The organism is Methylomonas fluvii (assembly GCF_014850975.1).
Classification (GTDB): Bacteria; Pseudomonadota; Gammaproteobacteria; order Methylococcales; family Methylomonadaceae; genus Methylomonas; species Methylomonas fluvii.
In genome coordinates this window covers 348,653-374,037 of sequence record NZ_JACXST010000003.1, presented here as the reverse complement: position 1 = coordinate 374,037, position 25,385 = coordinate 348,653, and the positions used below count along the sequence as shown (strand labels likewise).

At 51.0% G+C, this 25,385-nt stretch carries 18 protein-coding genes; 16 read left to right on the top strand and 2 right to left on the bottom strand.

Annotated elements, in window-relative coordinates; genetic code table 11:
• Window positions 1-150 precede the first annotated feature (150 nt).
• The 4 genes from EBB_RS19255 (at window position 151) to EBB_RS19240 (ending at window position 5,008) form a co-directional block, all read left to right on the top strand.
• Entirely contained in the window at window positions 151-1,050 is a 900-nt protein-coding gene (locus EBB_RS19255; protein WP_192395370.1) for a hypothetical protein, read from the top strand.
• A gap of 18 nt (window positions 1,051-1,068) precedes the next feature.
• Window positions 1,069-1,257 carry a hypothetical protein gene (locus EBB_RS19250; RefSeq protein ID WP_223146874.1) on the top strand — a complete coding sequence of 63 codons (189 nt, stop codon included), beginning with the start codon at window positions 1,069-1,071 and terminating at the stop codon, window positions 1,255-1,257.
• A gap of 272 nt (window positions 1,258-1,529) precedes the next feature.
• Window positions 1,530-2,444, top strand: a complete 915-nt coding sequence (locus EBB_RS19245) for a hypothetical protein (protein ID WP_192395369.1) — start codon at window positions 1,530-1,532, stop codon at window positions 2,442-2,444.
• Window positions 2,445-2,449: 5 nt separating this feature from the next.
• The gene (locus EBB_RS19240) at window positions 2,450-5,008 is read left to right on the top strand and encodes an N-acetylmuramoyl-L-alanine amidase (RefSeq protein WP_192395368.1); all 2,559 of its coding nucleotides are present in this window, start codon (window positions 2,450-2,452) and stop codon (window positions 5,006-5,008) included.
• A gap of 418 nt (window positions 5,009-5,426) precedes the next feature.
• Here the strand turns inward: EBB_RS19240 and ftsH are convergent, their stop codons facing one another.
• Complete coding sequence (ftsH, locus tag EBB_RS19235; RefSeq protein ID WP_192395367.1) at window positions 5,427-7,358, bottom strand: ATP-dependent zinc metalloprotease FtsH; 1,932 nt, start codon at window positions 7,356-7,358, stop codon at window positions 5,427-5,429.
• 466 nt (window positions 7,359-7,824) lie between these two features.
• Here ftsH and EBB_RS19230 point away from each other — a divergent pair, with 466 nt between their 5' ends.
• The 7 genes from EBB_RS19230 (at window position 7,825) to EBB_RS19200 (ending at window position 17,212) form a co-directional block, all read left to right on the top strand.
• Complete coding sequence (locus tag EBB_RS19230; RefSeq protein WP_192395366.1) at window positions 7,825-8,526, top strand: hypothetical protein; 702 nt, start codon at window positions 7,825-7,827, stop codon at window positions 8,524-8,526.
• Window positions 8,527-8,745: 219 nt separating this feature from the next.
• Window positions 8,746-10,092 (top strand): hypothetical protein, encoded by a 1,347-nt coding sequence (locus EBB_RS19225; RefSeq protein WP_192395365.1) that lies wholly within the window; start codon window positions 8,746-8,748, stop codon window positions 10,090-10,092.
• The gene (locus tag EBB_RS19220; protein ID WP_192395364.1) at window positions 10,089-10,754 is read left to right on the top strand and encodes a hypothetical protein; all 666 of its coding nucleotides are present in this window, start codon (window positions 10,089-10,091) and stop codon (window positions 10,752-10,754) included. Before EBB_RS19225 ends, EBB_RS19220 begins: the two co-directional genes overlap by 4 nt.
• 24 nt (window positions 10,755-10,778) lie before the next feature.
• On the top strand, window positions 10,779-11,717 hold the full coding sequence (locus EBB_RS19215) for a peptidoglycan-binding protein (RefSeq protein ID WP_192395363.1): 939 nt from the start codon (window positions 10,779-10,781) through the stop codon (window positions 11,715-11,717).
• Window positions 11,718-12,154: 437 nt separating this feature from the next.
• Window positions 12,155-15,844, top strand: coding sequence for a PAS domain S-box protein (locus EBB_RS19210; protein WP_192395362.1), 3,690 nt, complete (start codon window positions 12,155-12,157; stop codon window positions 15,842-15,844).
• 3 nt (window positions 15,845-15,847) lie between these two features.
• On the top strand, window positions 15,848-16,828 hold the full coding sequence (locus EBB_RS19205; protein WP_192395361.1) for a response regulator: 981 nt from the start codon (window positions 15,848-15,850) through the stop codon (window positions 16,826-16,828).
• Between the two features lie 207 nt (window positions 16,829-17,035).
• Complete coding sequence (locus EBB_RS19200) at window positions 17,036-17,212, top strand: hypothetical protein (RefSeq protein ID WP_192395360.1); 177 nt, start codon at window positions 17,036-17,038, stop codon at window positions 17,210-17,212.
• Between the two features lie 194 nt (window positions 17,213-17,406).
• Here EBB_RS19200 and EBB_RS19195 read toward each other — a convergent pair whose 3' ends face one another.
• A complete protein-coding gene (locus tag EBB_RS19195; protein ID WP_192395359.1) occupies window positions 17,407-17,949 on the bottom strand; it encodes a hypothetical protein in 543 nt (180 codons plus the stop codon).
• Window positions 17,950-18,483: 534 nt separating this feature from the next.
• On the opposite strand from EBB_RS19195, the gene EBB_RS19190 reads away from it, so the two are divergent.
• The 5 genes from EBB_RS19190 (at window position 18,484) to EBB_RS19170 (ending at window position 25,377) form a co-directional block, all read left to right on the top strand.
• Entirely contained in the window at window positions 18,484-19,878 is a 1,395-nt protein-coding gene (locus tag EBB_RS19190; protein ID WP_192395358.1) for a CmpA/NrtA family ABC transporter substrate-binding protein, read from the top strand.
• Window positions 19,879-19,969: 91 nt separating this feature from the next.
• Window positions 19,970-20,983: an ABC transporter permease gene (locus tag EBB_RS19185; protein ID WP_192395357.1), complete on the top strand. Its 1,014-nt coding sequence runs from the start codon at window positions 19,970-19,972 to the stop codon at window positions 20,981-20,983.
• A gap of 10 nt (window positions 20,984-20,993) precedes the next feature.
• The gene (locus EBB_RS19180; protein ID WP_223146873.1) at window positions 20,994-22,754 is read left to right on the top strand and encodes an ABC transporter ATP-binding protein; all 1,761 of its coding nucleotides are present in this window, start codon (window positions 20,994-20,996) and stop codon (window positions 22,752-22,754) included.
• Between the two features lie 30 nt (window positions 22,755-22,784).
• Window positions 22,785-24,077 (top strand): alginate export family protein, encoded by a 1,293-nt coding sequence (locus EBB_RS19175; RefSeq protein WP_192395356.1) that lies wholly within the window; start codon window positions 22,785-22,787, stop codon window positions 24,075-24,077.
• Between the two features lie 76 nt (window positions 24,078-24,153).
• A complete protein-coding gene (locus EBB_RS19170) occupies window positions 24,154-25,377 on the top strand; it encodes an NAD(P)/FAD-dependent oxidoreductase (RefSeq protein WP_192395355.1) in 1,224 nt (407 codons plus the stop codon).
• Window positions 25,378-25,385: the final 8 nt, after the last annotated feature.

Genomic DNA, 25,385 nt, shown 5'->3' with positions numbered 1-25,385 from the left:
TAAAAATAGCATATTACAACGTATATAGAAAAGTTAAAATAATGACTAAAATACAACATACTAAAATAAATTAAATATTTCGAGACCATTACTCGACAAACTAATTTATCAGAAATTTACAATATATTTTTATTCAACATAGGAAAACCTATGATCTTATCAAAAACTAAAATTAACTCAATATACATTCTATTAATTATTGGTCTTTCTTCAGTTTTTAGTGGCTGCGCATCTCATTTTACTTCTGCCCCGATGGCTGACGGGCATCTGACAGACTCGCTGGTGAAAACCTATAGCGAAATATCACTTGATAGTATCTACGCTCAAGGCAATAAAGGACAAGCGGAGCGCAATATCGAGATTAACAAACTTTTAACGTTGTCCGAACATAATTATCAAGAATTCAGAAACAAATTTTATGCGGGCAATGCTGAAACTCAGCTTGGATTTGATTGGATTTCCTTAGGATTAAGTACTGCCGGCGCCTTATCCACAGGTGGTGCAGCGCCTATATTATCTGGGGTCTCCGCGGCAGTTCAGGGCGCGCAGGGAAAATTCAACAGTCGATTTTTTCTTGAAAAGACTACGGAAACCCTCGTAAATGGAATGGATACGCTCCGAGCAACGAAAAAACAACTAATAATTGCGAAGATGGCAAATCTTGATATCAACGAATACTCAACTGAAGAGGGGGTGCGTGATGTATTAGACTATCATGCGGCCGGGTCTTTAGTCAGCGCTCTTGTCTTAGTTGCGGCCGAAAGTGGGCAGGCAAAACAAACTGCAGAAACAGAACTGAAGGTAACAGAAGATGAGCTAGCTGGCATTCGTAATACAACATTCACTGATACCAAGGAAGGCCAACTGTTACAAAAATTTCGAATGCCTGACGGCGTTAATATTGATTCAAAAAATGAAGCACGAATCCGTGACTGGATGGATCGCAACGGGTTAAAAGACCAATCTCCAACGATTTTTATGACTGGAGATCCTAGATTTGATAGAAAACGTAAGAAAGCTGTTCACGATTTAAATCTAACTAACAATTAAACACTAAGGAGATAAATTATGTTGACTGGAACTTATTCCATAAAAGGCGTTCCGACAGCCAATCTTCCGTCCGTAGTTGCGGGTTTTAGATCAGAAGGTGCAACAGTAACCACAATCCCACAAGACGATGGTAATTGGACAGTGATCGCAGTTTATCCTGAAACAGTAGCATCACCCGAAACAAGAGGCGCTGAAAAGCATACTTAACGCAGCAAGTTTTAAATAACTAGTATCCCATATTTATTAGAGTATTACAGGAGCTTAATAAAAGCGTGCAAGGCGGACTCAAAAAAATAGTGCATCCACTATAGCTGCATATGGTACAGATCAGATACCACGCGATAGGTTATAAATAATTTGAATAATTCTAATAGCTATTGCCTTGATCGACGCTTGAAAGCGTCCTGGTACTTATAAAAACACTTTAACACTAAAGCTAAGCAAAAGGCTCCTAACAAATTCGCCGAGAGATTAATAAAATGACTATCGATAAAAACAAAAACTGGTCATATCCTCATACAACAATATGTATTTTGTTTGTGTTTATATTTCCTTTTATTATTTACTTGCATGAAAAAGAGTTAGTGGATTTTCTTAATTCATACCTTGTGAAGGCATGGTTTATTATTATTGCAGGATTCTTCTTTGTAATTTTGACTGTCGGACATGGCGTGACAGGTAGTTGGAAAGGCGCCTTCGTTGATAATCGCAACATCATGTCTTTATCGAGATTCCAAATTCTTGGATGGACCATACTAATTCTTTCTGCCTTCTCCACCGTAGCCATTTGGAATATGTTTGTCACAAATCATGATTGCCTTAAGGATATAGAAAATGGTTGTTTGCCAGGTATGCCAAAAGAACTTTGGTTATTAATGGGTATTAGTACAGCATCAATGGTTGGTTCCCCTTTAATTCTGGATAGCAAAAAAAGTAAAATCCCGGATCAGCAAGAGAAATCACAGATGCTTGAGTTATTAACGAGTCAGCAAGGATATAAAAGGAACGAGTTAGATATCCAAGGCCATCTCGTTGTTAACCAATCGCCGTCTCAAGCCAGATTTGCAGATTTATTTACTGGAGAAGAAATTGGAAATTTTGCTCATCTCGACCTGGCCAGACTACAAATGTTCTTTTTTACCGCTGTATCGATAATAATTTATGGTGTTCAACTGGGTGAGTTTTTATCTCTTGAGTTGGCAAAGCCTACTTCAGAATTCATCAAAGAACTTCCTACCTTAAATTCGAGCCTACTTGCTCTTATTGGTATCAGCCATACTGGGTACCTTGCCGCCAAGGGCGTCAGCAATAGCCAATCTGGAAGTTCCACAGATGCCGAATCGCCACCCGCAACGGGCGGTGGAGCGGTCGAAGAACATCCAGCCGTGGGGTGATCGCCATGAGTTTTAAGCAGAAATATACGATTACCCCCCGTTATCTGACAAAACCTTCCAAGCGGCGTTCGGGAAAGCTGATCACCGGTGGCGTCAAGTTTATTGTCGCCCACGATACCGGCAACCCTGGCTCCACCGCCACGAATAACGTGAGGTATTACGAAAACTCTCGTGACGAGCAAAGTGCATCAGCCCATCTATTTGTAGATGATAAGGAAATTATTGAATGTATTCCGGCATTAACTGGAGTTCCAGAAAAAGCTTGGCATGTACTTTACGGATTAGATACGGATAATCATATTTTTGGTTACGACGCCAATGATGCCGCCATCGGCGTCGAATATTGTTATGGGGACAATATTGATGCGGATGAAGCCTATCGCAAGTACGTCTGGGTAATTGCCTTTATATGCGAGAAATACCAATTAGACCCAAGCAAAGCGGTGGCAGGTCATTTTTTTCTGGATCCAAAACGCAAAACTGATCCGCTTACCGGTTTAGCGCATAGTAGGCGTACCTATGAACAGTTATTAAAAGACATAGTTACTGAATACTATGCTTGTCTTGAAAATATTGAAGAAGGACCAGTCGCCACCGCTCCTCTGTTGAGCTATACCGCCGAGGTTGGTAAAGCAATCGCAACCTCCAAATTGAACCTAAGGAAAGAGTTTCCCCATCGGACAGCCCCTATATCTCAAGTCGTTGGTGTCGGCACGGAATTAGACTATGTGGGTTGGGTAAGCGATGGCGAAGCGGTTAATGGAAATACCAAGTGGTTTAAAACTAGTAATGGAGAGTATTTTTGGAGCGGCGCTGTAACATCTCGAACGGATGTAACAACATCCACACCAACAGCAACCATTCTTTCAAGGTATTTAGAAGATGATGCATACACCTTGGCTCGGGGGGCTATCGACACAGTTGGTGCTAGGAGCTATGGCAAACAAGCCAATATTCCGGCGGATTATGTGGTGGCTTTGCAAACCGACTTAACCACATTGGGTTTTTTGTCGGGAAAAGCTGATGGCGCTTTTGGCACCGGCACCCTTGAAGCTTTGAAAGATTTCCAAGAAGCCGCTCTTGTGTCTGACAGACAACTAAATAACCAAACCATTTTCATTAAACCTTCTTATACCGGTGGCACTCATGGGGAATGCGACAAGGCAACCAGAGAAGAAATTAAGCTTTGGTTACAGAATAACTATCGGGCCGCGCAGCCTTCGACGGCGCCTTGGAAAGGTGTGGAAGCACCACAAGAACTAAATGGCATTCCTTTTGCGGAACCCTCGGCAGCAACTTTATATTGGCCCGTTCAGACCCATGATCGTGGCGGCCGTGAAGTGGCGTTTCTTGGGGTTAGCGGAAAATCCTATGGACGCAACGGCAGGCGCTTTTTAGCCGAAAGAGCGGGAGGTCGCTACCATGTTGGCGTTGATTTATGGGGGAACGCAGGCGATATCATCGTGGCCTGCGAGGACGGGATCATTGTCAACCACTATCACTTTTATCATGGGGTACACGCATTGTTTGTACAGTGCGATTCCGGAGTAGTCATAAATTATGGCGAGGTAAAAGAGAAATCCTGGCAGGAATTTGGCCTAGAAAAAGGCTCACGTGTCAAAGCAGGACAACCCATCGCCCGGGTCGGGCAGATGACAGATAGTTCGATGTGCCACTTCGAAATGTATGCGAAGGGCACCACTGTCAACCAACGCTATTTTAAAGGTAGTCAACCGCCTCGCGAGTTGTTGAACCCGACCAAATATTTGCTGTATTTGGCTGAGCTTAATTCCAACCAGCTCCAACCAAATCCAAATTCATCAATGGAACAACCGGAAGTCCCTCCTCCCACTGAACCAAATACAGCTTTACCCGTTAGCAGCGAGCAAAATGAAATTGGCTATGAAGCCAAAATAAAAATAAATGTTGATGATTTGTTAAAGTTGTTTCCGACCGTTAATCCAAATCGAGGAAGAGAAAACAAAGAAAAAAATATTACCGGTTTTGTAGATTCATTTAATAGTTACGCTGATTATTTTGCTATTGACTCTCAGTTGGAAGTTAAACATTTTTTAGCCCAAATCGCTCATGAATGCGATCAATGGAATGCTTATGAGGAGTATGCAAGTGGGAAAGCCTACGAAGGTAGGGAAGACTTGGGTAATAGCCAATCTGGAGATGGCGTAAAATTTAAAGGTCGAGGAGCAATCCAGACTACGGGCAGGAAAAATTACAAGACGACCGGCAAAAAACTGTTAGAACTTCCATTTCTGACCGACACCGAAAAGGCGTTATTCCAGAACGACAACATACTGAATCAGCCAACTTTGTTGAACAACGCTAAATTTGGCACGTTGGCGGCATTTATTTTCTGGACTAGCAAAGATCTGAATACTTTGTGCCAACCAGATAGTTCCTTAGTAACCATCAAACGGTTCGATGGAAAAAAATGGTACAACTACACTTGCTCACCTATTGAAGCCATCACCCGTAAAATAAATGGCGGCATTAACGGACTGGATGACAGGGAATCTAACTACAAAAAGCTTGGGGCGATAATCTAGTGAATATGGATATGCCGACGGGGAAACCGCCAAGGTTAGCTTGACGATGCTACAGCGCCCAGATTTGGAAACACCTGCAAATCTAAAAACTGACCCTAGCCCCCATAATCGGCCAGACAACCGATACTTCGGTCAAAATCTGGATACGCGGTGCGAAAGGTCCTACACGTGAATATTGCAACCGTCTGTGCTTTTAGGGCTTGCCCAAACACTTCCGCTCTGAGAGCAATATGCTTGCTTTGTTTGAAACCATTCAGAGTAAGGAAGTCAAAAAGAATTGGTTTTATATTGTTTAATTCCCCCTCACCCCAACCCTCTCCAGCAGGAGAGGGAACTTTACTTGTTACGTTTGGAGCATTCGAAGCATTTTTGGATTTCCACTTTCGCGGGAATGACGGGGTGTTTTAAGTGCGGCGACTTACTTCCCGCTACCGATCAATCCCACCATATCTTCGCGCTGAATCACCTCTTTCTCTTGCAACAAGTCCGCCAACTTATCCAGATAACCGCGTTTCTCGCTTAATATCTTTTGCGCGCGGCGTTCGGCTTCCTCGATCAAGGCTTTGATTTCGGCATCGACTAAGCGAGCAGTTTCTTCGCTGTAGTTACGTTGTTCTGACATATCGCCGGGCAAGAATTGTAGTTGCTGGCGTTGGCCGTAGATTTGTGGCCCCAGTTTTTTGCTCATGCCCAGGTAACAGACCATGTTTCGGGCAATTTCGCTGGCTTTTTCCAAGTCGTTTTGGGCACCGGTAGAGACGCTTTGCAGGGCCAGTTGTTCGGCAACACGACCAGCAAGCAAAATGGCAAGTTGGTCCTTTAACTCGTTTTCGGTGGAAAGATATTTTTCCTCGACTGGCAGTTGTAAGGTAAAACCCAGGGCTGAGACACCGCGCGGGATGATGGAGATTTTATGCACCGGCAGCCCGGTAGGCACGTTTTCCGCGACGAGCGCGTGACCGGCTTCGTGATAAGCCACTCTGCGTTTTTCGTCCGGGCCGAGAATGCGGTTTTTCTTTTCCGGTCCTGCCATCACTCTATCGATGGCGGCTTCGAAATCGGCCATGTTGACGGTGTCGCGTCCACCTCGCGCAGCCAATATCGCCGCTTCGTTGGCGATGTTGGACAGATCGGCACCGACGAAACCGGGCGTGCGTTTAGCGACCGTGTTTAAGTCGATATCTTTGTCCAATTGCATGGCTTTGCTATGCAGTTTCAGGATAGCCACCCGGTCAATCAAATCGGGTTTATCGACCACAATTTGCCTGTCGAAACGGCCGGCCCGCAGCAAAGCTTTATCCAGGATTTCCGGTCTGTTGGTAGCCGCCATCACGACGACGCCGGAGGTGGCGTCGAAGCCGTCCATTTCGGTGAGTAATTGATTGAGGGTTTGCTCGCGTTCGTCGTTGCCGCCTAGCATCGCCGGACCGCCGCGCGAGCGGCCAATCGCATCCAGTTCGTCGATAAAAATAATGCATGGGGCTTTTTGCCTGGCCTGTTCAAACAAATCCCGCACCCGCGCCGCGCCGATACCGACGAACATTTCAATGAATTCCGAGGCGCTGATGTTAAAGAACGGCACGCCGGCTTCGCCGGACACCGCCCGGGCCAACAGGGTTTTGCCGGTACCCGGCGAGCCGACCAACAGCACGCCTTTCGGCATGCGCCCGCCCAGCTTTTGCAGTTTTTCCGGGGATTTTAAAAACTCAATGGTTTCTTTTAATTCCTGCTTCGCGCTTTCCGCGCCGGCCACGTCGTCAAACGTAGTTTTGCTGGTTTCTTGCTGAATACGGATTTTATTGCCTATATTCAAGAAACCGCGCCCGGCGCCGCCGGTCATCTTCGGCAATAGCCACATCCAGATTCCGGCAAAAATCGCCAGCGGAATCACCCAGTTAAACAGCAAATTGCTCAACCAGTTGTCACCGCTTCTGACCACGTATTCCACTTGATGCTCTTGCAGGTTTTTAACCAGCGACTCGTCCCACAAGGGCACGGTGAAGAAATGCTTGCCGATTTTCTTATCTTCTTCTTTTAAGGTGCCGTTGATGAAACGCTGAGTGACGACGGCGTTTTCGACTTTATTGTCGTTAACCAGGGTAAGAAACTGGCTATAGGGTATTTCCTGGCCCTGGATGCGCTCGCCGCCAGCAAATAGCGACAGCACGAAAATCCCCAACAATACATACAACCATACCGGCGAGCGTTTGGGTGCAGCACTGTCGGGTTGGTCGGCGTCAGGTTTAGGTTGGGCTAGGCTTTGCCACGTCGATTTGAGCCAAGCCCAAACCACGCATAAGTATTCGATAAAAGCCCGATAAAATTCGGTCAATTTTTGCTTGTCTATCATGGCGCACTCCCCTCTTGTAGTTATCGAGGACACTCTAAAATCCCTAATCAGCCATTCCAGCCAAAATGGGAATAACGATTTTTAGGCCTCTTTGTTCTTTCACTGTACGCCAGTTTTACCGGTTTTTAGCGAGTAAGCAAATGCACTGTGGCGGAAACTTTTTCCTGAATGTACGGAAATCCAGTTTTTAACTATCTCCAGGCGCCTATCTTCGTGCGAACGACGCCAGTTGAGGCGCGGGTAATGATCTAAGGCCGGACGCACTATTTTTTGCCGTTAGGAAAGTGAAAAATGCATCCAAAGCTTGGGTATTTTCGTACATCCTCACACACGCCAATGTCGGCATAATCGCTTCATCAATTGAGTTGCTGTTTCGTCGCGTTTGCTATCTAATGACCAACGGTCAAAGCAACCGGGCGCACCGCGTCCCGCAACTCATTTTTCCCAACTTAGAAGGAGGGACAAAATGTCAAACCCGCTTAGCACGCTGATCGGCAAACTATTCACAGACCCGATCGAACAAGTCGGCATCGCTCTGCCGTCCGCTACTTTGGTAGCCGTATTCTTTAACTACCGCGAACAGATTCACCCTGCATTGCAGCGTTTGCCTGACCCGTTCGCCGCTAGCACCGCCGGTGCGTTGATTTTTCTGCTGTTGACACTGGCGGTCTCCCTTATCGTCAAACGCTTGTCGCACGACATACTCAATACCACTTACGATTATTTATATCGAAACCGTAAACGCCTGAAAACGGATAGTTGGTACCGGCGTGCGCAAAATCTGGCTTTGACTACCAACGACCCGTTGCTGAGTCAATACCATGAAGCTTTGGATAGACTGCGGGACAACGACAACCCGGTGGTGGCCAAGGTGGAGGCGCTGCAATTGCAATCCAAATTGGCGCGCAGCCTGACTTTGATATTGGCAATCTTTACTTTGGTATTGTTTATAGAGAAGTTGCTATTACTGGGATGGGTGTGCGGCGGCGTTTCAGGATTAATGCTTTCCAGTTTTTGCAAAGAACGTTGGGCCGCATCCGAATTGGTTTATCAAGCGCTTTACGAAACCTATTATCGCCAGGAGCACCGCCATCCGATATGGACCTCGCCGATGATGAGTATCAACAAAGCTGCACAGAAGTCACGCGAGACCGAGGCTATAGACTAAACCCGATCCTGTTTACACGGTACACCGTTCGCGCTAGGCCCCTCTAAGCCCCTTCTAAAAGCTCCGGGCGAACGGGATTTATAATACGAACGCAAGAACGCTGACCGGTGGCGGAACGTGAATAATAGACCGGCAAATGGGGCGGGTATATCATCCGCCCGGCAAGCCTAACTAGAGACCTTAATCGATCAACCGGATCGTTACCAAAAAGGCGGACTTATGCACAAACCGACATATCGACTTAAAGCCTTGGCTTACGCGGGGCTGAGCCTGCTCCCGCTTTCCGTTGTCGCCCAAACCGCGGCCGTTAACGGCGAAGACAAACCCATCGCCCTATCTATTCATTTTTTAATTACGTTGGGCATCTTGGCGATAGTTGTGCTCGCCTTTTTGCTGTATTTGCGGCATCTGCAAAAAACCTTTCTGGAAACCTGCACCCGCGAAAAACAATTGGCGCTGTTCTTTCAAAGCCCGGCAGGTCTGCCGGAAGGCACGATACGCGGCGTGATCGCCATGCTGATCGTCACCGCCTCGATGCTGTTTTTAGCCTTACCCAACAACCAGTTTCCGGACGTATTGGGCGGTATCCTCGGCACCATCATCGGCTTTTATTTCGGCGCACGCGGGCAAAATCGCGATTCCGAAAGCGCCGCATTGCAGCAAGCCCACGAAGCCACGACTCAACGCGACGAAGCCGTCAGCCAGCAACAGCAATCCAAAACCGGTTCCATGCTGGAAACCGTCAGCAATGGCATCGACATGGCCCGTACCGTGGCCGGTTTATTGCCCAAAGATATCGGCGGCAAATACGTCGATCTGGCTAACAAAGTCGAAAAAGGCGTGAATGTCGCTAAAGGCCTGATGGGCGAAGGCAAGATCGAAGATGCACTGCACGCGGTCACCGACACGCAAACCGCACTCGATCAGGACGGTCCCTTAACCGACATCGTCGGCAGCGCCGTGAAAACCTTCGGTGCCACCCTGGGCACCTTTATGCCGCCGGCGGCATTGATCGCCGCGGTAGTGGCCGGTACAGTCAAATTGACCGGTATTTATTACCAAAAATGGAAAGCCCGGATTTTACACATGCCGATCTCGCCGGCAGCCGGTTTGACGCTGGAACCGGTCGACGACAACACTGGCTTCATGTTGCTGCGGCAAAGCCCGTTATTTCGTAACGCCTTCCAGGCGCAAATGGAAAATCCCAAGTTTCTGAAAGAGGCCGTCAACGATTTCATCGGCAATGCCGATTCGGCGGATTTGTTCGAAAAATACGCCGAGCTAGGCGGCTTTCAAACCTTAGAACAATTTGAAGAAGGCCTGGACGAATTCCATCGCACCGCCGCCGACCGGGAATTGAAATCCTTGATCCTGGCCCGCGACCCGGCCATGTTCGGTAGCACCGGTGGTTACGAATCGGTGTTACAAGCCGTGGACAAATTGCATCAAAACCCGGACGCATTGAAAGACCTGGATAGCTTGATCGTGGTGACCGAGAAGTTGCAAGCCGAAGACAAACCGGTCGCCGGCATGATCACCAAAATTCTGGAGGGCCACGCATTATGAAGCCTAACATTAAAATGGTCATGATCTTATTAGTAGCGGTTTTGCTAGTCTCCGGCTGCGCGACCCGGCAATTGAAAAACTTTAAAGAAGCCGCCGCTGAAAACAACTGGCAGGAAATCGCTACGGCGGAAGTCGATTGCAAAGACCACGAGGCCTGCAATCAGCTGCATTTGTTAAAAGGCGATGCCTGTTACCGACTGGCCAAACAAAACACCGACAGTGTCAAAAACTACCAATGCGCCGCTGAGCAACTAGAACAAGGCATTCACCTGACAACCGATTGGGCCAATGCCGAGGCCGTAGTAGGCAAACGCGCCCAGTATTTCGAAAATTGGTGCGAGTCGCTGCGTTTGCTGCGTAGCGAACAAACCAGCACAGCCGCCGCCACACCTTACAATCAAAAGCTGCACAGTTGTGCCCGCGAATTTCTGCAAGCCCCCGGCGACTTAAAACCGGCCGCCACCTTTTTTCTGCATAACGCCGAACTAGCCGCGATCCGTTTCCAAATCAACGACACCGGCAGTTGCCAAGCGCTGAAACAATTGCAACAAAATGAGAGTCAAGCTGCCGCGCAGGCCGCCCAAAGCCGCTACGCCGACCATCATCGGCGCTTGTTAAACGACATCGCCGGGATCAAAGCGTCAATTCCCGGCTGCCCATAAGCCTTTAGCAGATAGGAGCAGGTCATGGCCTTTAGTCGCCCTCTTAAATTTCAACTGCCTATGCTGCGCGGCCGCGATGTTCTTGAAGTACAAACGCGGTTAAAAAGCTTGCAGATCAACGGTGTCGGTCAGCCCGACGGGCTATTCGGTGCGAAAACCTCCGCAGCCGTCGTGGCATTTCAAACCAGTCGCGGTTTGGACAGCGACGGCATTGTCGGCCCGTTAACCTGGAGCAGTTTGTTCCAGGACGACAGCTTCCCGAATACGCAACGCCCCGCCGCCAACGACGCCGGCAGCACCACCATCGGTCAAGATTTACTCGACGAATTAAAAGCCAGGCATGCCTATCAAGACAGCGTGTCCTGGCAATTAACCGCACAAGGCTTATTGGTAGGCAACGACAATGCGCCACTAGGTAGCGGCGGCGAGCCGAAAACAGTTGCCAAAATCTGGAGCCAATACGGCAGTGCGTTGACGCATTGGTCTACCGAGTTAAACGTACCTGTAGAACTCATCATCGCCACGATCTGCACCGAATCGTCCGGCAATCAAAACGCGGTGCGCGAAGAACCCGGCTTTATCGACGAAGTGCTTACGCCACACAAAATTTCGCCGGGCTTGATGCAAACGTTAATTTCCACCGCCCGCGCGGCCTTGAATAAAGACGACATCGACAAAGCCTGGCTATTAGTCCCCAGCAATTCGATTCAGGCCGGCACCGCCTACATCGCCGGACAATGGAAGCAAACCCACTTTGATCCGCCGAAAGTGGCATGCGCTTACAACGCCGGCGGCATCTATCGTAACGACTCGGCCCGCAATCGCTGGAAAATGCGCCAATATCCCATCGGCAGCGCCGAGCATGCCGACCGTTTTGTAAAATGGTTTAACGATTGCTTTGGGTTTTTCGAGAACAACGGCGGCGCGCCCGAGTGTAGTTTTTTTAATGCTTTGCGCAAATAAGTTTAACTGCTGCACCTGACTCTTAGACTCCCTGAAGCTATCATTTCCTCGAAAGTGAGCGCCGGTAGACCACCAAGCGAATCCAGGCAACAGGTCTCCCACCTGCATCGGCAGTCCTCCCTCTCCTCGCGGGAGAGGGTTGGGGTGAGGGGGATATACAGCATTGATCTGCATACCCTCACCCTGCCCTCTCCCGAAGATAGAGGGTTCTGTGTTGGCTTTTGCGACAACCACCTTGGGGAAACGATGTTTGAGCTTAGGGTTAATCACAAGATTGGCTCTTCGGTTCCGAGACTTCCCTACCACTGCCATTTGACAATTCCCTGCCCCAAGGAATCTTAACCTCATGAAGGTGTCGATTGGCGTAAGGTATTGCCGCAACGCCACCATCCATGGCATAACGTCGGCTGACCTGCTTGCCAACATTGAGGCCCAACATGCTGCAAAAACGCCTGATTGCTCTGCTGTTGCTGTTGATCCTGTTACCGACTTTATCGGTCGGTTACATGGCCTATCGGTTTGCCACCGACAATATCCGCACGGATCGCATTAAGATTGTCAGCCGCGTGGCGGAAAGCCGCCATGAACAACTCAAACTAGTGCTGGAACGTGCCGACACCCGTGCCCACGCCTTCCTGGCCGAAGTGCTAATGAAATGCGTGGCGGCGGAGCAATTGAATCGCGCCTGCGCCGCTAATTTCTTGAACGACTATTTACTCACCGAAGGTGCCGCCGGCGCGGTTTTTTTTCGCCGCGACACCCATTCCGGCACGGTCAGCGTCGGCGAGCAACCCGTCGCACTTGCCGATTTAAACGATTTTCAACCAGGACAACTGGCCGACTTCAGCAAACCTGTTCCGGAACAGCCACGTTTTTATTATGTGATTGCCAAAGATGCCAAACTGCCCTGGCAATTGTTGGTCAGCTATCCGGTTAGCCTGATTCAAAATATTTTTGCGGCTCACCCCGACCTGGGTAAATCCGGCGAATCTTTCTTGGCCGACAGTAGCGGTTTTTTTGTTACCAAACCGCGCTATGCCAGCCGACAAGGCAACAGCCACCCCATCGCTGCGCAAGCGATGCAAAGCTGCCTGGCCCGGCAAAATGCGGAAATGATGGACAGCGATTACCGTGAGCGTGCGGTTATTCATGGTTTCCGCACTATTCCGGAAACCGGCGGCGGCTGCATCATGGCGCATATCGAACAGGCCGAGGCGCTGGCCCCGATTCAACGCCTGGAAAAACAGATGCTGATCACCGTGCTGGTGTTTGTTGGCTTGACGACGATAATCGCCAACGCCCTGGCCAGACGTATCGTCCGGCCTATCTCACGCCTGACCAGCACCGCCAGACGCATCCGCGACGGCGACTTGTCGGTGCGCGCCGCAGTCAGCGGTCTTGATGAAATCGCCGAACTGGCCAGTTCCTTCAATCACATGACCGATGCCCTGGCCGATGCCCAGCATAATCTGGAAGCAAAAGTCGCCGAGCGCACCCAAGCCCTACGCACGAGCGAGGAACGCTATATGCTTGCAGAGCGGGCTGTTAACGACGGCATCTGGGACTGGGACATTGTGCATCACGAATACTATTTATCGCCGCGCTGGAACAAGATTCTCGGGTATGCCGATGGTGAATTGCCTAACGTGGAATCGATTTTCTTCGAATTAATCCATCCCGACGATAAAGCCCGCGCCAGCGAAGCGTTTCGCAAACACTTGGAACATAACGAGCGTTACACCGCCGAACTGCGTTTACGGCACAAGGACGGCAGCTACCGTTGGGTGCTGGATCGGGGGGATGCGTTGCGCGACGCCGAGGGCCGGCCGGTGCGGATGGTCGGTTCCATCACCGATATCACCGAACGCAAGGCGGCGGAAGAGGAGTTGTTGAAATACCGCGAACATCTGGAAGAACTGGTGGCGATGGCTACTACGGAAGTTAAAGCCATCGTGCAAACTGCGGTGAACGGCGTGATTTCCATCGACAGTAGCGGGCTGATTCGGATGTTCAATCCCGCCGCCGAAAAACTGTTCGGCTGGAGCAGCGCCGAAATCGTCGGTAAAAATGTCTCGCTACTAATGCCGGAACCCGATGCCTCCGCGCACGACAGTTACATTCAACATTTCTTGGCGACCCATCAGGCCAAAATCCTCGGCATCGAGCGGGAAGTCATCGCCCAACGCAAAGACGGCAGCCGCTTTCCCGCCAATTTGGCAGTTGGTCACGGCATTATCTCGGAAGGTCGGCATCTATTTGTCGGCTTTATTTCCGACATCAGCCTGCAAAAACAAGCCGAGCAGGAATTGAGACTTGCTAAGGAAGCCGCCGAGGCAGCCGCCAAAGCCAAGGCCAATTTCCTGGCTAACATGAGCCACGAAATCCGCACGCCGATGAATACCGTCATCGGCTTTGCCGAAGTTGCCTTGCAAGATCAAACCCTAGCCGGTGATACGCGCGGCCATATAAAAACCATCCTCAGTTCCGGCCGGCATCTGCTGAGTGTGATTAACGACATTCTGGACTTTTCCAAAATAGAAGCCGGTAAGGTGGAGCTGGAGTCGGTTTGTTTCAATCTGCCGTTTGCGGTGCAAGAGGCATTGCAGATCATGGGTTTGCGCGCCGCCGAAAAAGGCTTGCGCATCGATTTGGCGATAGAAGCCGGCTTGCCCACGCATTTCGTCGGCGACCCGAACCGCTTGCGGCAGGTGATTTTGAATCTGGTTGGCAACTCGGTAAAGTTCACCGATACCGGCAGCATAGGCGTTACCATCACCCGCGCGGAAGGCGTCGAAATGTTGCATTTTGCCATTAGCGACACCGGCATCGGCATGACCCCGGAACAAACCGAACACATCTTCGAATCGTTCTCGCAAGCCGATGCCACCACCAGCCGCCGTTTCGGCGGGACCGGCCTGGGTACCACCATCAGCAAACAAATTGTCGAGATGATGGGCGGCCGGATTTGGGTAGAAAGCCAGGCGGGTGTCGGCTCGGTGTTTCATTTCACCGTACATATGCCGGAATCGGCCAACGCGGAAAACTGCCTGTACGATGTCAGCTCTGTGCATAACGTGGCTTATTTCTCCCCACGCCGCTTCAAGGTATTACTGGCCGAGGACATAGAAGCCAACGCCACGCTGGCGCGCTTGCGCCTGGAGCAGCAGGGCCATCAAGTCAGTTGGGTTAAAAACGGCCAGGAAGCGGTGGACGCCTTTCAAAGCGGCGACTACGACTTGATTCTGATGGACCTGCAAATGCCGGTGCTGGACGGTATCGCCGCCACCCGGCAAATTCGCGAACTGGAAAAACCCGGCGGCAGCCATATCCCGATTCTGGCCCTGACCGCCAGCGTGTTGAGCCATGAACGCCGCGAATCGCTGGATGCCGGCATAGACACCATTGTCGGCAAACCTATCGATGTCGATGACTTATTGACGCAAATGGAAAGACTGGTGCCCAAAGGCCAAGGCATTGCCAATACCGGCCTCAGCATCGCCGAACCGCCGAAAGTTGCCGTGGACTTCACGCCGTTGGCCGGCGTCGCGGATTACGAAAAAGGCTTGACCACCTGGCTGGATCCATTGATTTACGCCGATGCCTTATTAAATTTTGCCGAGCAACATGGCGCGGACGGCGCCAAATTACTACGCAATCTACAAGAGCACCCGGAGAATCTCGAAGCGGTCCGGCGCATCGCCCATGCTTTAAAAGGCGTGGCCGGCAATCTGGCCTTACCCGTTATCGCTGGTCTGGCGACCGAGGTTGACGCGCAATTCAAAACCGGCGACCTGCAAAATATCAAGGAATTGATCAAGACGCTGGACGCTGCGCTAAGCGCCTCAGCTACCGCCATACACCAACTAAGATTGCCAACCCAACCGGCTCCTGATGTAGCAGTAGCCTTCGATGCCGAGCAGGTCGGCCGTCTGTTACAGCAATTGCACTGCACACTGGACGCTTTGAATCCGGACCACGTTGAGCCGATTTTGCAGCAACTGAGCGCGTTTCTGGACTCGACCGAACTGAAAGCTATCCGCTTTGCAGTGGATAGTTTCGATTTCGACGCCGCGAAAATCCAAGTTGAACGCTTGGCGGATAAATTAGCGATCACGTTTAAGGAATAAGCCATGAAAGACAGCTACAAAGTATTGCTGGTCGACGACGAGCCGAACAATTTGAAAGTGCTGCAGCAAATACTCAAGGACCGTTTCGAATTGCTGTTTGCCATCAACGGCGAAAAAGCCCTGGCCGCCGCCCGGGAACATCAACCCGACATTATTCTGCTGGACATCATGATGCCGAACATGGACGGCTACCAAGTGTGCACGCAGTTAAAAGTCGATCCGTTGACCGCGAAAATCCCGGTGATTTTCGTCACGGCGATGGGCGAAATGGAAAACGAAGCGCGCGGTTTCGATGTTGGCGCGGTCGATTACATCCAAAAACCGGTCTCCGGCCCCATCGTGCTGCGCAGGGTGCAAACCCATTTATCGCTGGTGCGAGTAGACGAGCTGGACCAACTCGCCCGCGCCGCCATCGAAATGCTCGGCGATGCCGGCCACTATAACGACCCTTACACGGGCGACCACATTTGGCGGATGGCGGCGTATTCGGCGGCGCTGGCCCGCGCCGCCGGCTGGACGCCATCGCAAGTGGCGATGATGGAGTTGGCCGCGCCCACCCACGACACGGGTAAAATCGGCATTCCGCACGGCATTTTGAAAGCGGCGCGAGCTTTAAATGATGCGGAATGGCCGGTCATGAAATCGCATGCGCAAATTGGTTACGACATCCTGAACAAAAGCGACAATCCGGTCTTCAAAATGGCCGCTGAAATCGCCCACCATCACCACGAAAAATGGGACGGCAGCGGCTACCCGCTGGGTTTGGCCGGCGAGGCGATTCCGGAATCCGCCAGAATCGTGGCGATTGCCGATGTGTTCGATGCTTTGACCACTAAACGTCCGTACAAAGAACCGTGGCCGCTGGAAGAGACTTTAAAATCAATGCAGAGCATGGCCGGCAGTCACTTCGATCCGCGCCTGCTGGCCTTATTTATGGAAATAATGCCGGAAATCCTACGTCTGAAAGCAGCATGGGGCCAATAAGCTACTAAATATCGTATCGGTGACGATTTTCCGTAACGTTTGCAGTCGGAAACCGGCTTTTCTGTATCTGCCCCTATCAAGTTTTGAGTACTCAGGCCACAGTCTGTAAGGCTTGGCGACCCACTACCCCAAACCCCGTTTTTATTCGTTAGTTTTGGCATTTTTTATGCTGAGTACTGCTTGTCATTAAATAACCAGGGGCGCGTCATGAAAACCTACGAAAAAATACAAATCGGCGATGTCATCCACAGTAACTGGTATGGCGACGGCACCGTCGCCGATCTGAATGAAGCCGGGACAGGCAAAATCAAATTCGGCAGATTCTTTGTGCCGTTCCGGGAGTTTGAGATTTTTTACGCAAACGGTTGGATGCTGTCGGTATAAAGGCAGAGCATACTTGCCAAACGGAGCACTAGATCCGGTGAGGATAAATCCACGCACAACCAGCGATTGGGCTGTCCTTCTCGGGTTTGATGATATGGCAGATAAGCTTACTAATCGGGCTGCCCCGCGAATCCCGGAGCCGTTGGATTGCGAATGTCGAACTGCGCGGGAGCGACGATATTTACGGGCTGGGCTTAGGATTTAGCCGCGCTTTTACTGCCGAGTAAAATCGTATGGCGTTGATAGCCGTCGTCTGCCGCCGCAGTCTCTGCCTCGGCTTTCCGCAATTGCTCGGCCCGGTCGTGTTCTTTCGCTTCTCTGAGTACATCGCGATAAGACCGATTAATGCTGCTGGCATATTGCGTGTCTTTTTTCTCTTGGGTTTCGGCGATGGTCTTGGTGGGTTCCGGGTCGTAACGCTCTTCAAGTTCCTCGGCCAGTTTTTTTAGCTGTTGGCTGATTGCCAAGGCTAATTTAGATGAATGGGTTTTGTTGTCGTCCAAATTGAAAATTCGGATCATTTCATCCCGCAAATTAAACCCGTACACCACCGGATCGCCGTGCTTTTGTTGAAAATCGTAGGCGATAAAAAAATCCAGCGGATTGGTGGGATTTTTATCGAAAAAAATCGTGGCGCTTTCCATGGTGTAATTCAGCGCCTCGACAAACTGCTTCCTGGCCTGCTCCATTTCCTCTAAGATAAAGTCATCGGCAATTTGTTTTACGATGTATTTCATAATCCGCCCCGGCTTAAATTCGATTGACTCGTCAACCTAACACTGGCTGCATCCTACTCTGTTTCGTAGACGGCGGGAATCATTCGCCACGGCTTGCAAGCCTATATTTGCCCGCCCAATCCTGTAACGCCGCCTCGCTACCCTCGCAATACCGCTAATTCTTTCGCCTATCTCGCTGAGCCTCCCCATTACGGTGCGCACCACGCATGTGCAAAAAAAGCACATCCGAATCAATAGAGTGCATCGTTTTTTATGCAAGCAGGATGCACCCGCTAATTCCCCCAAAATCAGATTTACAGTAAACCAGCGTAAGACACTGTTTATAAATGTTTTTTATAAATAGCCATCACAAGATTCATTAAACTGGCATCAGGATTGCTTGGTTAGCAGCAATACTCCAGTGTAGGAGTGGTAAACCAAAACCCCGCTCACTGTTGAGCACTAAAGACAAAGGCGTCTACTGTCCGGCTTGCAAACAAGTCGGACATAGACGCCTTTTTTTTGGCCGATTTTTCTCAATTGACAGGAACCGACATGAAACAGAACCGCATTTTCACCCCAAAGACACTTGCCGCCGCATTCAGCTCGGTCGTCGCGCTGGGCATATTAGGCTTTTCCAACCACAGCTTCGCCGCCGGCAAACTGGAAAAAGAAGATTTGAAATTCGGTTTTATCAAATTGACCGATATGGCACCGCTGGCGGTGGCTGCGGAAAAAGGTTTTTTTGAGGAAGAAGGTTTATTCGTGCAATTGGAAGCGCAAGCCAACTGGAAAGTGGTGATGGACCGGGTAATCAACGGCGAACTGGACGGCTCGCATATGTTGGCATCCGCACCCTTGGGTTATAGTGCGGGCTACGGTGCCAAAGCGGATATCGTCTCCGCCTTCAGCATGGGTTTCAACGGTAACGCGATTACGGTCTCCAATGACATCTGGAAACAAATGAAAGCCAATGTCCCTATGGAAGGCGGCAAACCGGCACATCCGATTAAGGCCGACGCACTGAAACCGGTCGTCGATAAATTCAAAGCGGAAGGCAAACCGTTTAACATGGCGATGACTTTCCCACCCGGCAGCCACAACGTCAAACTGCGTTACTGGCTGGCTGCCGGTGGCATCAATCCCGGTTTTTATGCGCCGCCGCAAGATACCTCCGGACAAATCAATGCCGACGCCCTGTTGGCGGTCACCCCACCACCACAAATGCCGGCTACGCTGGAATCGGGCACCATTTTCGGCTACTGCGTCGGCGAACCCTGGAATCAACAGGCCGTATTTAAAGGCATCGGCGTACCCGTGATCACCGACGAAGAACTCTGGAAAGATACGCCGGAAAAAGTCTTCGGCGTCACCCAAGCTTGGGCGGAAAAATACCCCAATACTTACTTAGCCGTCACCAAAGCCTTGATTCGCGCCGCTATGTGGCTGGACGCGGAAAACAACAAAAACCGCAAAGAAGCCATCGAAATGCTGTCGCAAAAACAATACGTCGGCGCAGATGTTGATGTATTGGCGGCTAGTATGAACGGTACCTTCGAATATGAGAAAGGCGACAAACGTGCCTTACCTGACTTCAACACCTTCTTTCGCCACGGCGCCAGCTACCCTTCATACAGCAGTGCGGTCTGGTATCTGACCCAGTTGCGTCGCTGGGGCATGATCAACGAATACAAACCGGACAACTGGTATCTGGAAACCGCGAAAAAAGTTTATCGCCCTGACATTTACTTGGCCGCCGCAAAGGAATTGGTCGCGGAAGGTAAAGCCAAAGCCGAAGATTTCCCGGCGGATACCAGCATCAAGCCGTCGCAAAACTTTTTCATCGACAAAATTCCGTTCGATGCCAACAAACCTAATGATTATCTGGCCAAATTTCCGATTGGCTTGAAAGGCAAGCAAACCGTCTCCGGCGGCAAGATTGTTGACTAAAAAACTCTGGTGGGTGCTCTACACAAGGACCGTATGTTGATGCAAGGACGCATCTTTTTTACCGACACCATTAAGACAAGCGAGTAAAGACATGACTAATACATTGATCAAATTCTTTAATATCACCGGCCTGACCTGGTTCGTACCCTTAGTCAAAATCGCCGCCGGTGAAAACCCTGCCCAACAAATGCGCCAGTTATGGCTGGTGATGGGCGTGCCCATCATCGCTTTCATCTTGTTTTTAGGGTTTTGGAGCGTCACCGCCGCGCGGATCAACACCAGCTTGGGTGCCATTCCCGGCCCGGTCGCGGTCTGGTCGGAAGTCAGCGGTCTGGTCAGCGAGCATTACGCTGAAAAGACCAAGATGGCCGAGTTTTATCAACGCCAGGATGTGCGGAATAAAGAAAAACTGGCCGAAGATCCCAAGGCCGAAATCAAACCCCGCCCCTACACCGGCAAACCGACTTATCTGGACCAAATTTTTACCAGCCTGCGCACCGTGTTTGCCGGCTTTATCATCGCCACGCTGATCGCCGTGCCACTGGGCATCATCTGCGGCATGAGCCCGGTGCTGAATACCGCGTTTAACCCGCTGATCCAAATCTTCAAACCGGTATCGCCGCTGGCTTGGCTGCCAATAGTCACCTTGGTGGTCAGCGCCCTGTACGTCACTGACGACGATTCCTGGTTCGCCAAATCCTTCGTCACTTCGGCCATCACTGTGACTTTGTGCTCCCTGTGGCCGACGCTGATCAACACCGCTGTCGGCGTGTCCTCCATTGACCGCGACCTGGTGAACGTCGGCAAAGTGTTACGGCTGGATTGGGCCACGCAAATCAAACGCATCATTCTACCCTCGGCTTTGCCTTATATCTTTACCGGGATGCGCCTATCCTTGGGCGTGGGTTGGATGGTGTTAATCGCTGCCGAGATGCTGGCGCAAAACCCCGGTTTAGGCAAATTCGTCTGGGATGAATTCCAAAACGGCAGTTCCAATTCCTTGAGCAGGATCATGGTGGCAGTATTTACCATCGGTATTATCGGTTTCGTTCTCGACCGGGTAATGCACTCGCTGCAAAACCTGTTCTCGTTCCAAAAAATCTGAGGATGCCGTCATGAGCGCCGCCCAAGCCAAAATCATCGAACTTTCCATGCTCAAACAATCCACCATGTCTTCCGTTCCTGCCAACGACGCGTATAAGCCGCTAGTAGAGTTAAAAAATGTTTGTAAGTCCTACGGAGAAGGCAAAGATAAAACCTCCATCCTCAGAGACATTAATCTGGATATTCGCGAAGGCGAGTTTATTGCCATTGTCGGTTTTTCCGGCAGCGGCAAAACGACCTTGGTATCGATGATTGCCGGTTTAATCCATGCCGACAGTGGCGAACTATTGAAACAAGGCCAGCCGATCACCGAACCGGGACCGGATCGCGGCGTGGTGTTTCAAAACTATTCTTTAATGCCCTGGCTGACGGTTTACGAAAACGTGGCGCTGGCGGTGGATGCGATTTTCAAGGATTGGACGCCGGCACAACGCCGCGCGCATACCGAAAAATACGTCAAAATGGTGAACCTGGGCCGGGCGATGGACAAAAAACCGGGTGAACTGTCAGGCGGCATGCGCCAACGCGTCAACGTGGCCAGGGCGCTGGCCGCCAACCCGGATATTTTGCTGCTCGACGAACCGCTCAGCGCTCTGGACGCGTTAACCCGCGGCAACTTGCAAGACGAGATTCTGCAAATTTGGGAACAGGACAAAAAGACCGTCATCCTGATTACCAATGACGTGGACGAAGCCATATACATGGCCGACCGGGTCATTCCGCTCAATCCCGGCCCGGACGCCAGCTTCGGCCCGGCCTTTACGGTCAATCTGGAGCGGCCGCGCGACCGCACCGCATTGAACCATAACGAGGAATTTAAGCGTCTGCGCGCCGAAATCACCCGTTACCTGATGAATATCGGCATGGAAAAAGCGCAAGCCGACAGCGGTGACAAACTCAAGCTGCCGGATGTGCGTCCCAACACTAGCAACGATTGGAAACTGGATACCTCCGCACTGAAACCTAGTGCCCGCGACCTAGGCAAAGCCCGTTACTTGGAATTTGCCAGTCTCTCGAAAATCTACCCGACGCCGGACGGCAACAGTACCGTCAAAGTGGTAGACGGGTTTGACATGAAAATGAAGAAAGGCGAATTCATTTCAATCATCGGCCACTCCGGTTGCGGCAAATCCACGGTGTTGTCAATGACTGCCGGCCTGAACGAGATTTCCGAAGGCGGCATTATCTTAGATAACCGGGAAATCAACGGCGCCGGCCCGGACCGTGGCGTAGTGTTTCAGGCCCCCAGCCTATTTCCTTGGCTGACCGCCTTCGAAAACGTGATGCTGGGCGTGGATAAAGTCTACCCACATGCCTCGCAAGACGAACGCGAGGACATCGTCGAATACTACCTGACCCGGGTCGGTCTGGCCGATGCTATGTTCAAAAAAGCCGGGGACATGTCCAACGGCATGCGCCAACGCGTCGGCATCGCCCGTGCCTTTGCCCTGTCGCCGAAATTGCTGCTGCTCGACGAACCGTTCGGTATGCTCGATTCATTAACGCGTTGGGAATTGCAGGAAGTATTGATGGAAGTCTGGGAGCGCACCCACGTCACCGCCATCGTCGTAACGCACGACGTCGACGAAGCCATTTTGTTGGCCGACCGTGTCGTGATGATGACCAACGGCCCGCACGCCAAAATCGGCAAAATTCAAGAAATCGACCTGCCTCGGCCGCGTACTCGTAAGGCCTTACTGGAGCATCCTGATTACTACAAATACCGGGAGAGCCTGCTGACCTTCCTGTCCGAATGCGATCACACCCATTAATTTATAACCGCTTGTTTCTCTAGGGGCCTTATGCCGCAAACACTCAAACGTCAAACCGGCAAGTTACCGGCGACACTATTATCACTCACCTTCGTCAGTCTGCCGGTTGCCGCCGACATCACCAAAGAAGTAGAAGACGCCTTGAATTTTTACCATTACGGCAGTAACGGCGCGGTAAAAATGGATTTGAACTACCGCTGGGAGAATGTCGATAAAGACAACTCTGTCCGTAAACCCGCCAATATGGGCGGCCAGCCCGTGGAAACCGCCAACGCCAATACCGTGCGGCTGCGACTGGGTTTCCTGACGCCGGTTTTCCACGATTTTCAAGGTTACGCGGAATACGAAGGCCTCTATGCGGCGCAAGCAGACTACGACCGCGGCGGTACCACCACAAACCGTGACCGCAACTATGCCGTGATTGCCGACCCGGCCCGCAACGAGCTGAATCAATTCTGGGTAAGCTATAAAGGCATTGCGGACACCCTGATCAAAGTCGGCCGGCAACGCATCAAACTGGACGACGACCGCTTCATCGGTAACGTGGGCTGGCGGCAGATGGAAATGACCTATGACTCGATTCTGGTCACCCACAACAATCAGACCTTGTTCGGGTTGACCGCAAACGTCGGCTATATCGATCACATTCAAAACATATTCGGTGAAACGCATTCGATAAACGCCCCATTCTTAAACCTGAATTACAAGATCAATGACTGGGGCAACCTGATTGGTTACGGATATTGGCTGGATTACCGCGAACGCGCCAACTACGCTAACTCCTCCCAAACCTACGGTCTACGCTTCGACGGCAAATCGCCGCAGTTTTTTGACACCGTCAACGCCATCTACACCGCCGAATGGAGCAAACAATCGGACTACGGCGACAACCCCAACCACTATCAGGCCGACCGCTTCAATCTGATGGCGGGGGCCAGTGCTTACAATCTGACCGTATCAGGTGCCGTGGAGCAGCTAAATGGCTACGGAGCCGGCAGGACTTTTCAAACCCCGTTGGGCACCAATCACGCTTTCCAGGGTTGGGCCGATTTATTTCTAACCACGCCTGCTAATGGTATCCGCGACGTCTTCGCCACCGCCAGCTACAAAGCAATGAACGACAGCTTGATCATTACCGGCGTCTATCACGACTTTAAAGACGATACCGGCAAAATAGAATACGGTAAGGAATGGGATTTTCAGGCCCTGAAAAAGTTTGGCAAACATTACTCGCTGTTAGCCAAGTACGCGAACTTTAACAGCGATAACCCGGCGTTCCCCGACACCCAAGTGATTTGGATGCAAGGCAACGTCAGCTTCTAGGCAGCAGCGGCGCAAACTGTCTTGCACAGTTTGCGTCCGATTTCCCACCAATCTTCGCAAATACCACTGAAAACTCATGAAACTCAAATTGGTAGTGATAGGCAATGGCATGGCCGGCATGCGTACCGTTGACGAATTGATTCAGACCGCGCCTGGCCGCTACGACATCACCGTGTTCGGCGCCGAACCCCACGGCAATTACAATCGCATCATGCTGACACCGGTGCTGTTCGGCGCCAAAAGCGTTGCCGACATCATGATTCACGATTTTGATTGGTATCTAAAAAACCGCGTGACCTTGTATTGCGGACCGGACAAAGCGGTTGTCGATGTGGATCGCGAACGCCGCTGTGTGATTGCCCATGACGGCACCTGCGCGTTTTACGACAAACTGTTGATCGCTACCGGCTCCTTGCCGCTGATGCTGGACATACCGGGCCGCGACGTCGAAGGCGTACTGGGCTTTAGAGACATCGCCGACGTGGAAACCATGATCAAAAAAGCCGCCAGCAAACGCCATGCGGTCATTCTGGGCGGCGGTTTACTGGGGCTAGAAGCCGCCAACGGCCTATTGCAGCGCGGTATGCAAGTCAGTGTCATTAACCGTGCCGGCCATTTGTTGAACCGGCAATTGGATGCTAAGGCCGCGGCGTTTTTACAGCGGCAATTGGCGGATAAAGGTATCCAGTTTCATCTCGGCGCCACTATCCAACGCATAGACAACCAGGACGGGCATATTAGCGCAGTGACGCTAAGTAACGGCAGCATCTTACCGGCCGACATGCTGATCATGTCCACCGGCATCAAACCCAATATCAGTCTGGCTAAACGCATTGGTCTGGAGTGCCAGCACGGCATCGTGGTGGACGACCGGATGCGTAGCAGCGACCCGGCGATATTCTCGGTCGGCGAATGCGTGCAACACCGGGGCGAACTGTTCGGTTTGGTCGCGCCGGTCTACGAACAGGCCAAAGTCTGCGCGCAACAACTGGCGGGCCAGGCCGACAGCCAATTTAAAACCTTGTCGTCCGCGACGATGTTGAAAGTCACCGGCATCGATTTATTTTCGGTGGGCGATTTCGAAGGCGACAGCGAATGCCAGATTTTGCAGTTGATCGACCACGGCCTGGGCATCTATAAAAAAATCGTCCTGCGCGGCGACATCGTAGTCGGCGTTATTTTGTACGGCGACACCAGCGACAGCGCCTGGTATCTGAATTTGGTTAAAGAAAGCACGCCGATTGCCGCGATCCGCGACCGCTTGATGTTCGGCAGAACCCCGCTAGCGCGCGCGGCTTAAATTCCTTT

Coding starts and splice junctions, on each gene's coding strand:
- ftsH (WP_192395367.1), bottom strand. CDS start 7,358: ATGATAGACAAGCAAAAATTGACCGAATTTTATCGGGCTTTTATCGAA.
- EBB_RS19250 (WP_223146874.1), top strand. CDS start 1,069: ATGTTGACTGGAACTTATTCCATAAAAGGCGTTCCGACAGCCAATCTT.
- EBB_RS19245 (WP_192395369.1), top strand. CDS start 1,530: ATGACTATCGATAAAAACAAAAACTGGTCATATCCTCATACAACAATA.
- EBB_RS19215 (WP_192395363.1), top strand. CDS start 10,779: ATGGCCTTTAGTCGCCCTCTTAAATTTCAACTGCCTATGCTGCGCGGC.
- EBB_RS19175 (WP_192395356.1), top strand. CDS start 22,785: ATGCCGCAAACACTCAAACGTCAAACCGGCAAGTTACCGGCGACACTA.
- EBB_RS19170 (WP_192395355.1), top strand. CDS start 24,154: ATGAAACTCAAATTGGTAGTGATAGGCAATGGCATGGCCGGCATGCGT.
- EBB_RS19220 (WP_192395364.1), top strand. CDS start 10,089: ATGAAGCCTAACATTAAAATGGTCATGATCTTATTAGTAGCGGTTTTG.
- EBB_RS19230 (WP_192395366.1), top strand. CDS start 7,825: ATGTCAAACCCGCTTAGCACGCTGATCGGCAAACTATTCACAGACCCG.
- EBB_RS19205 (WP_192395361.1), top strand. CDS start 15,848: ATGAAAGACAGCTACAAAGTATTGCTGGTCGACGACGAGCCGAACAAT.
- EBB_RS19190 (WP_192395358.1), top strand. CDS start 18,484: ATGAAACAGAACCGCATTTTCACCCCAAAGACACTTGCCGCCGCATTC.
- EBB_RS19240 (WP_192395368.1), top strand. CDS start 2,450: ATGAGTTTTAAGCAGAAATATACGATTACCCCCCGTTATCTGACAAAA.
- EBB_RS19200 (WP_192395360.1), top strand. CDS start 17,036: ATGAAAACCTACGAAAAAATACAAATCGGCGATGTCATCCACAGTAAC.
- EBB_RS19225 (WP_192395365.1), top strand. CDS start 8,746: ATGCACAAACCGACATATCGACTTAAAGCCTTGGCTTACGCGGGGCTG.
- EBB_RS19185 (WP_192395357.1), top strand. CDS start 19,970: ATGACTAATACATTGATCAAATTCTTTAATATCACCGGCCTGACCTGG.
- EBB_RS19255 (WP_192395370.1), top strand. CDS start 151: ATGATCTTATCAAAAACTAAAATTAACTCAATATACATTCTATTAATT.
- EBB_RS19210 (WP_192395362.1), top strand. CDS start 12,155: ATGCTGCAAAAACGCCTGATTGCTCTGCTGTTGCTGTTGATCCTGTTA.
- EBB_RS19195 (WP_192395359.1), bottom strand. CDS start 17,949: ATGAAATACATCGTAAAACAAATTGCCGATGACTTTATCTTAGAGGAA.
- EBB_RS19180 (WP_223146873.1), top strand. CDS start 20,994: ATGAGCGCCGCCCAAGCCAAAATCATCGAACTTTCCATGCTCAAACAA.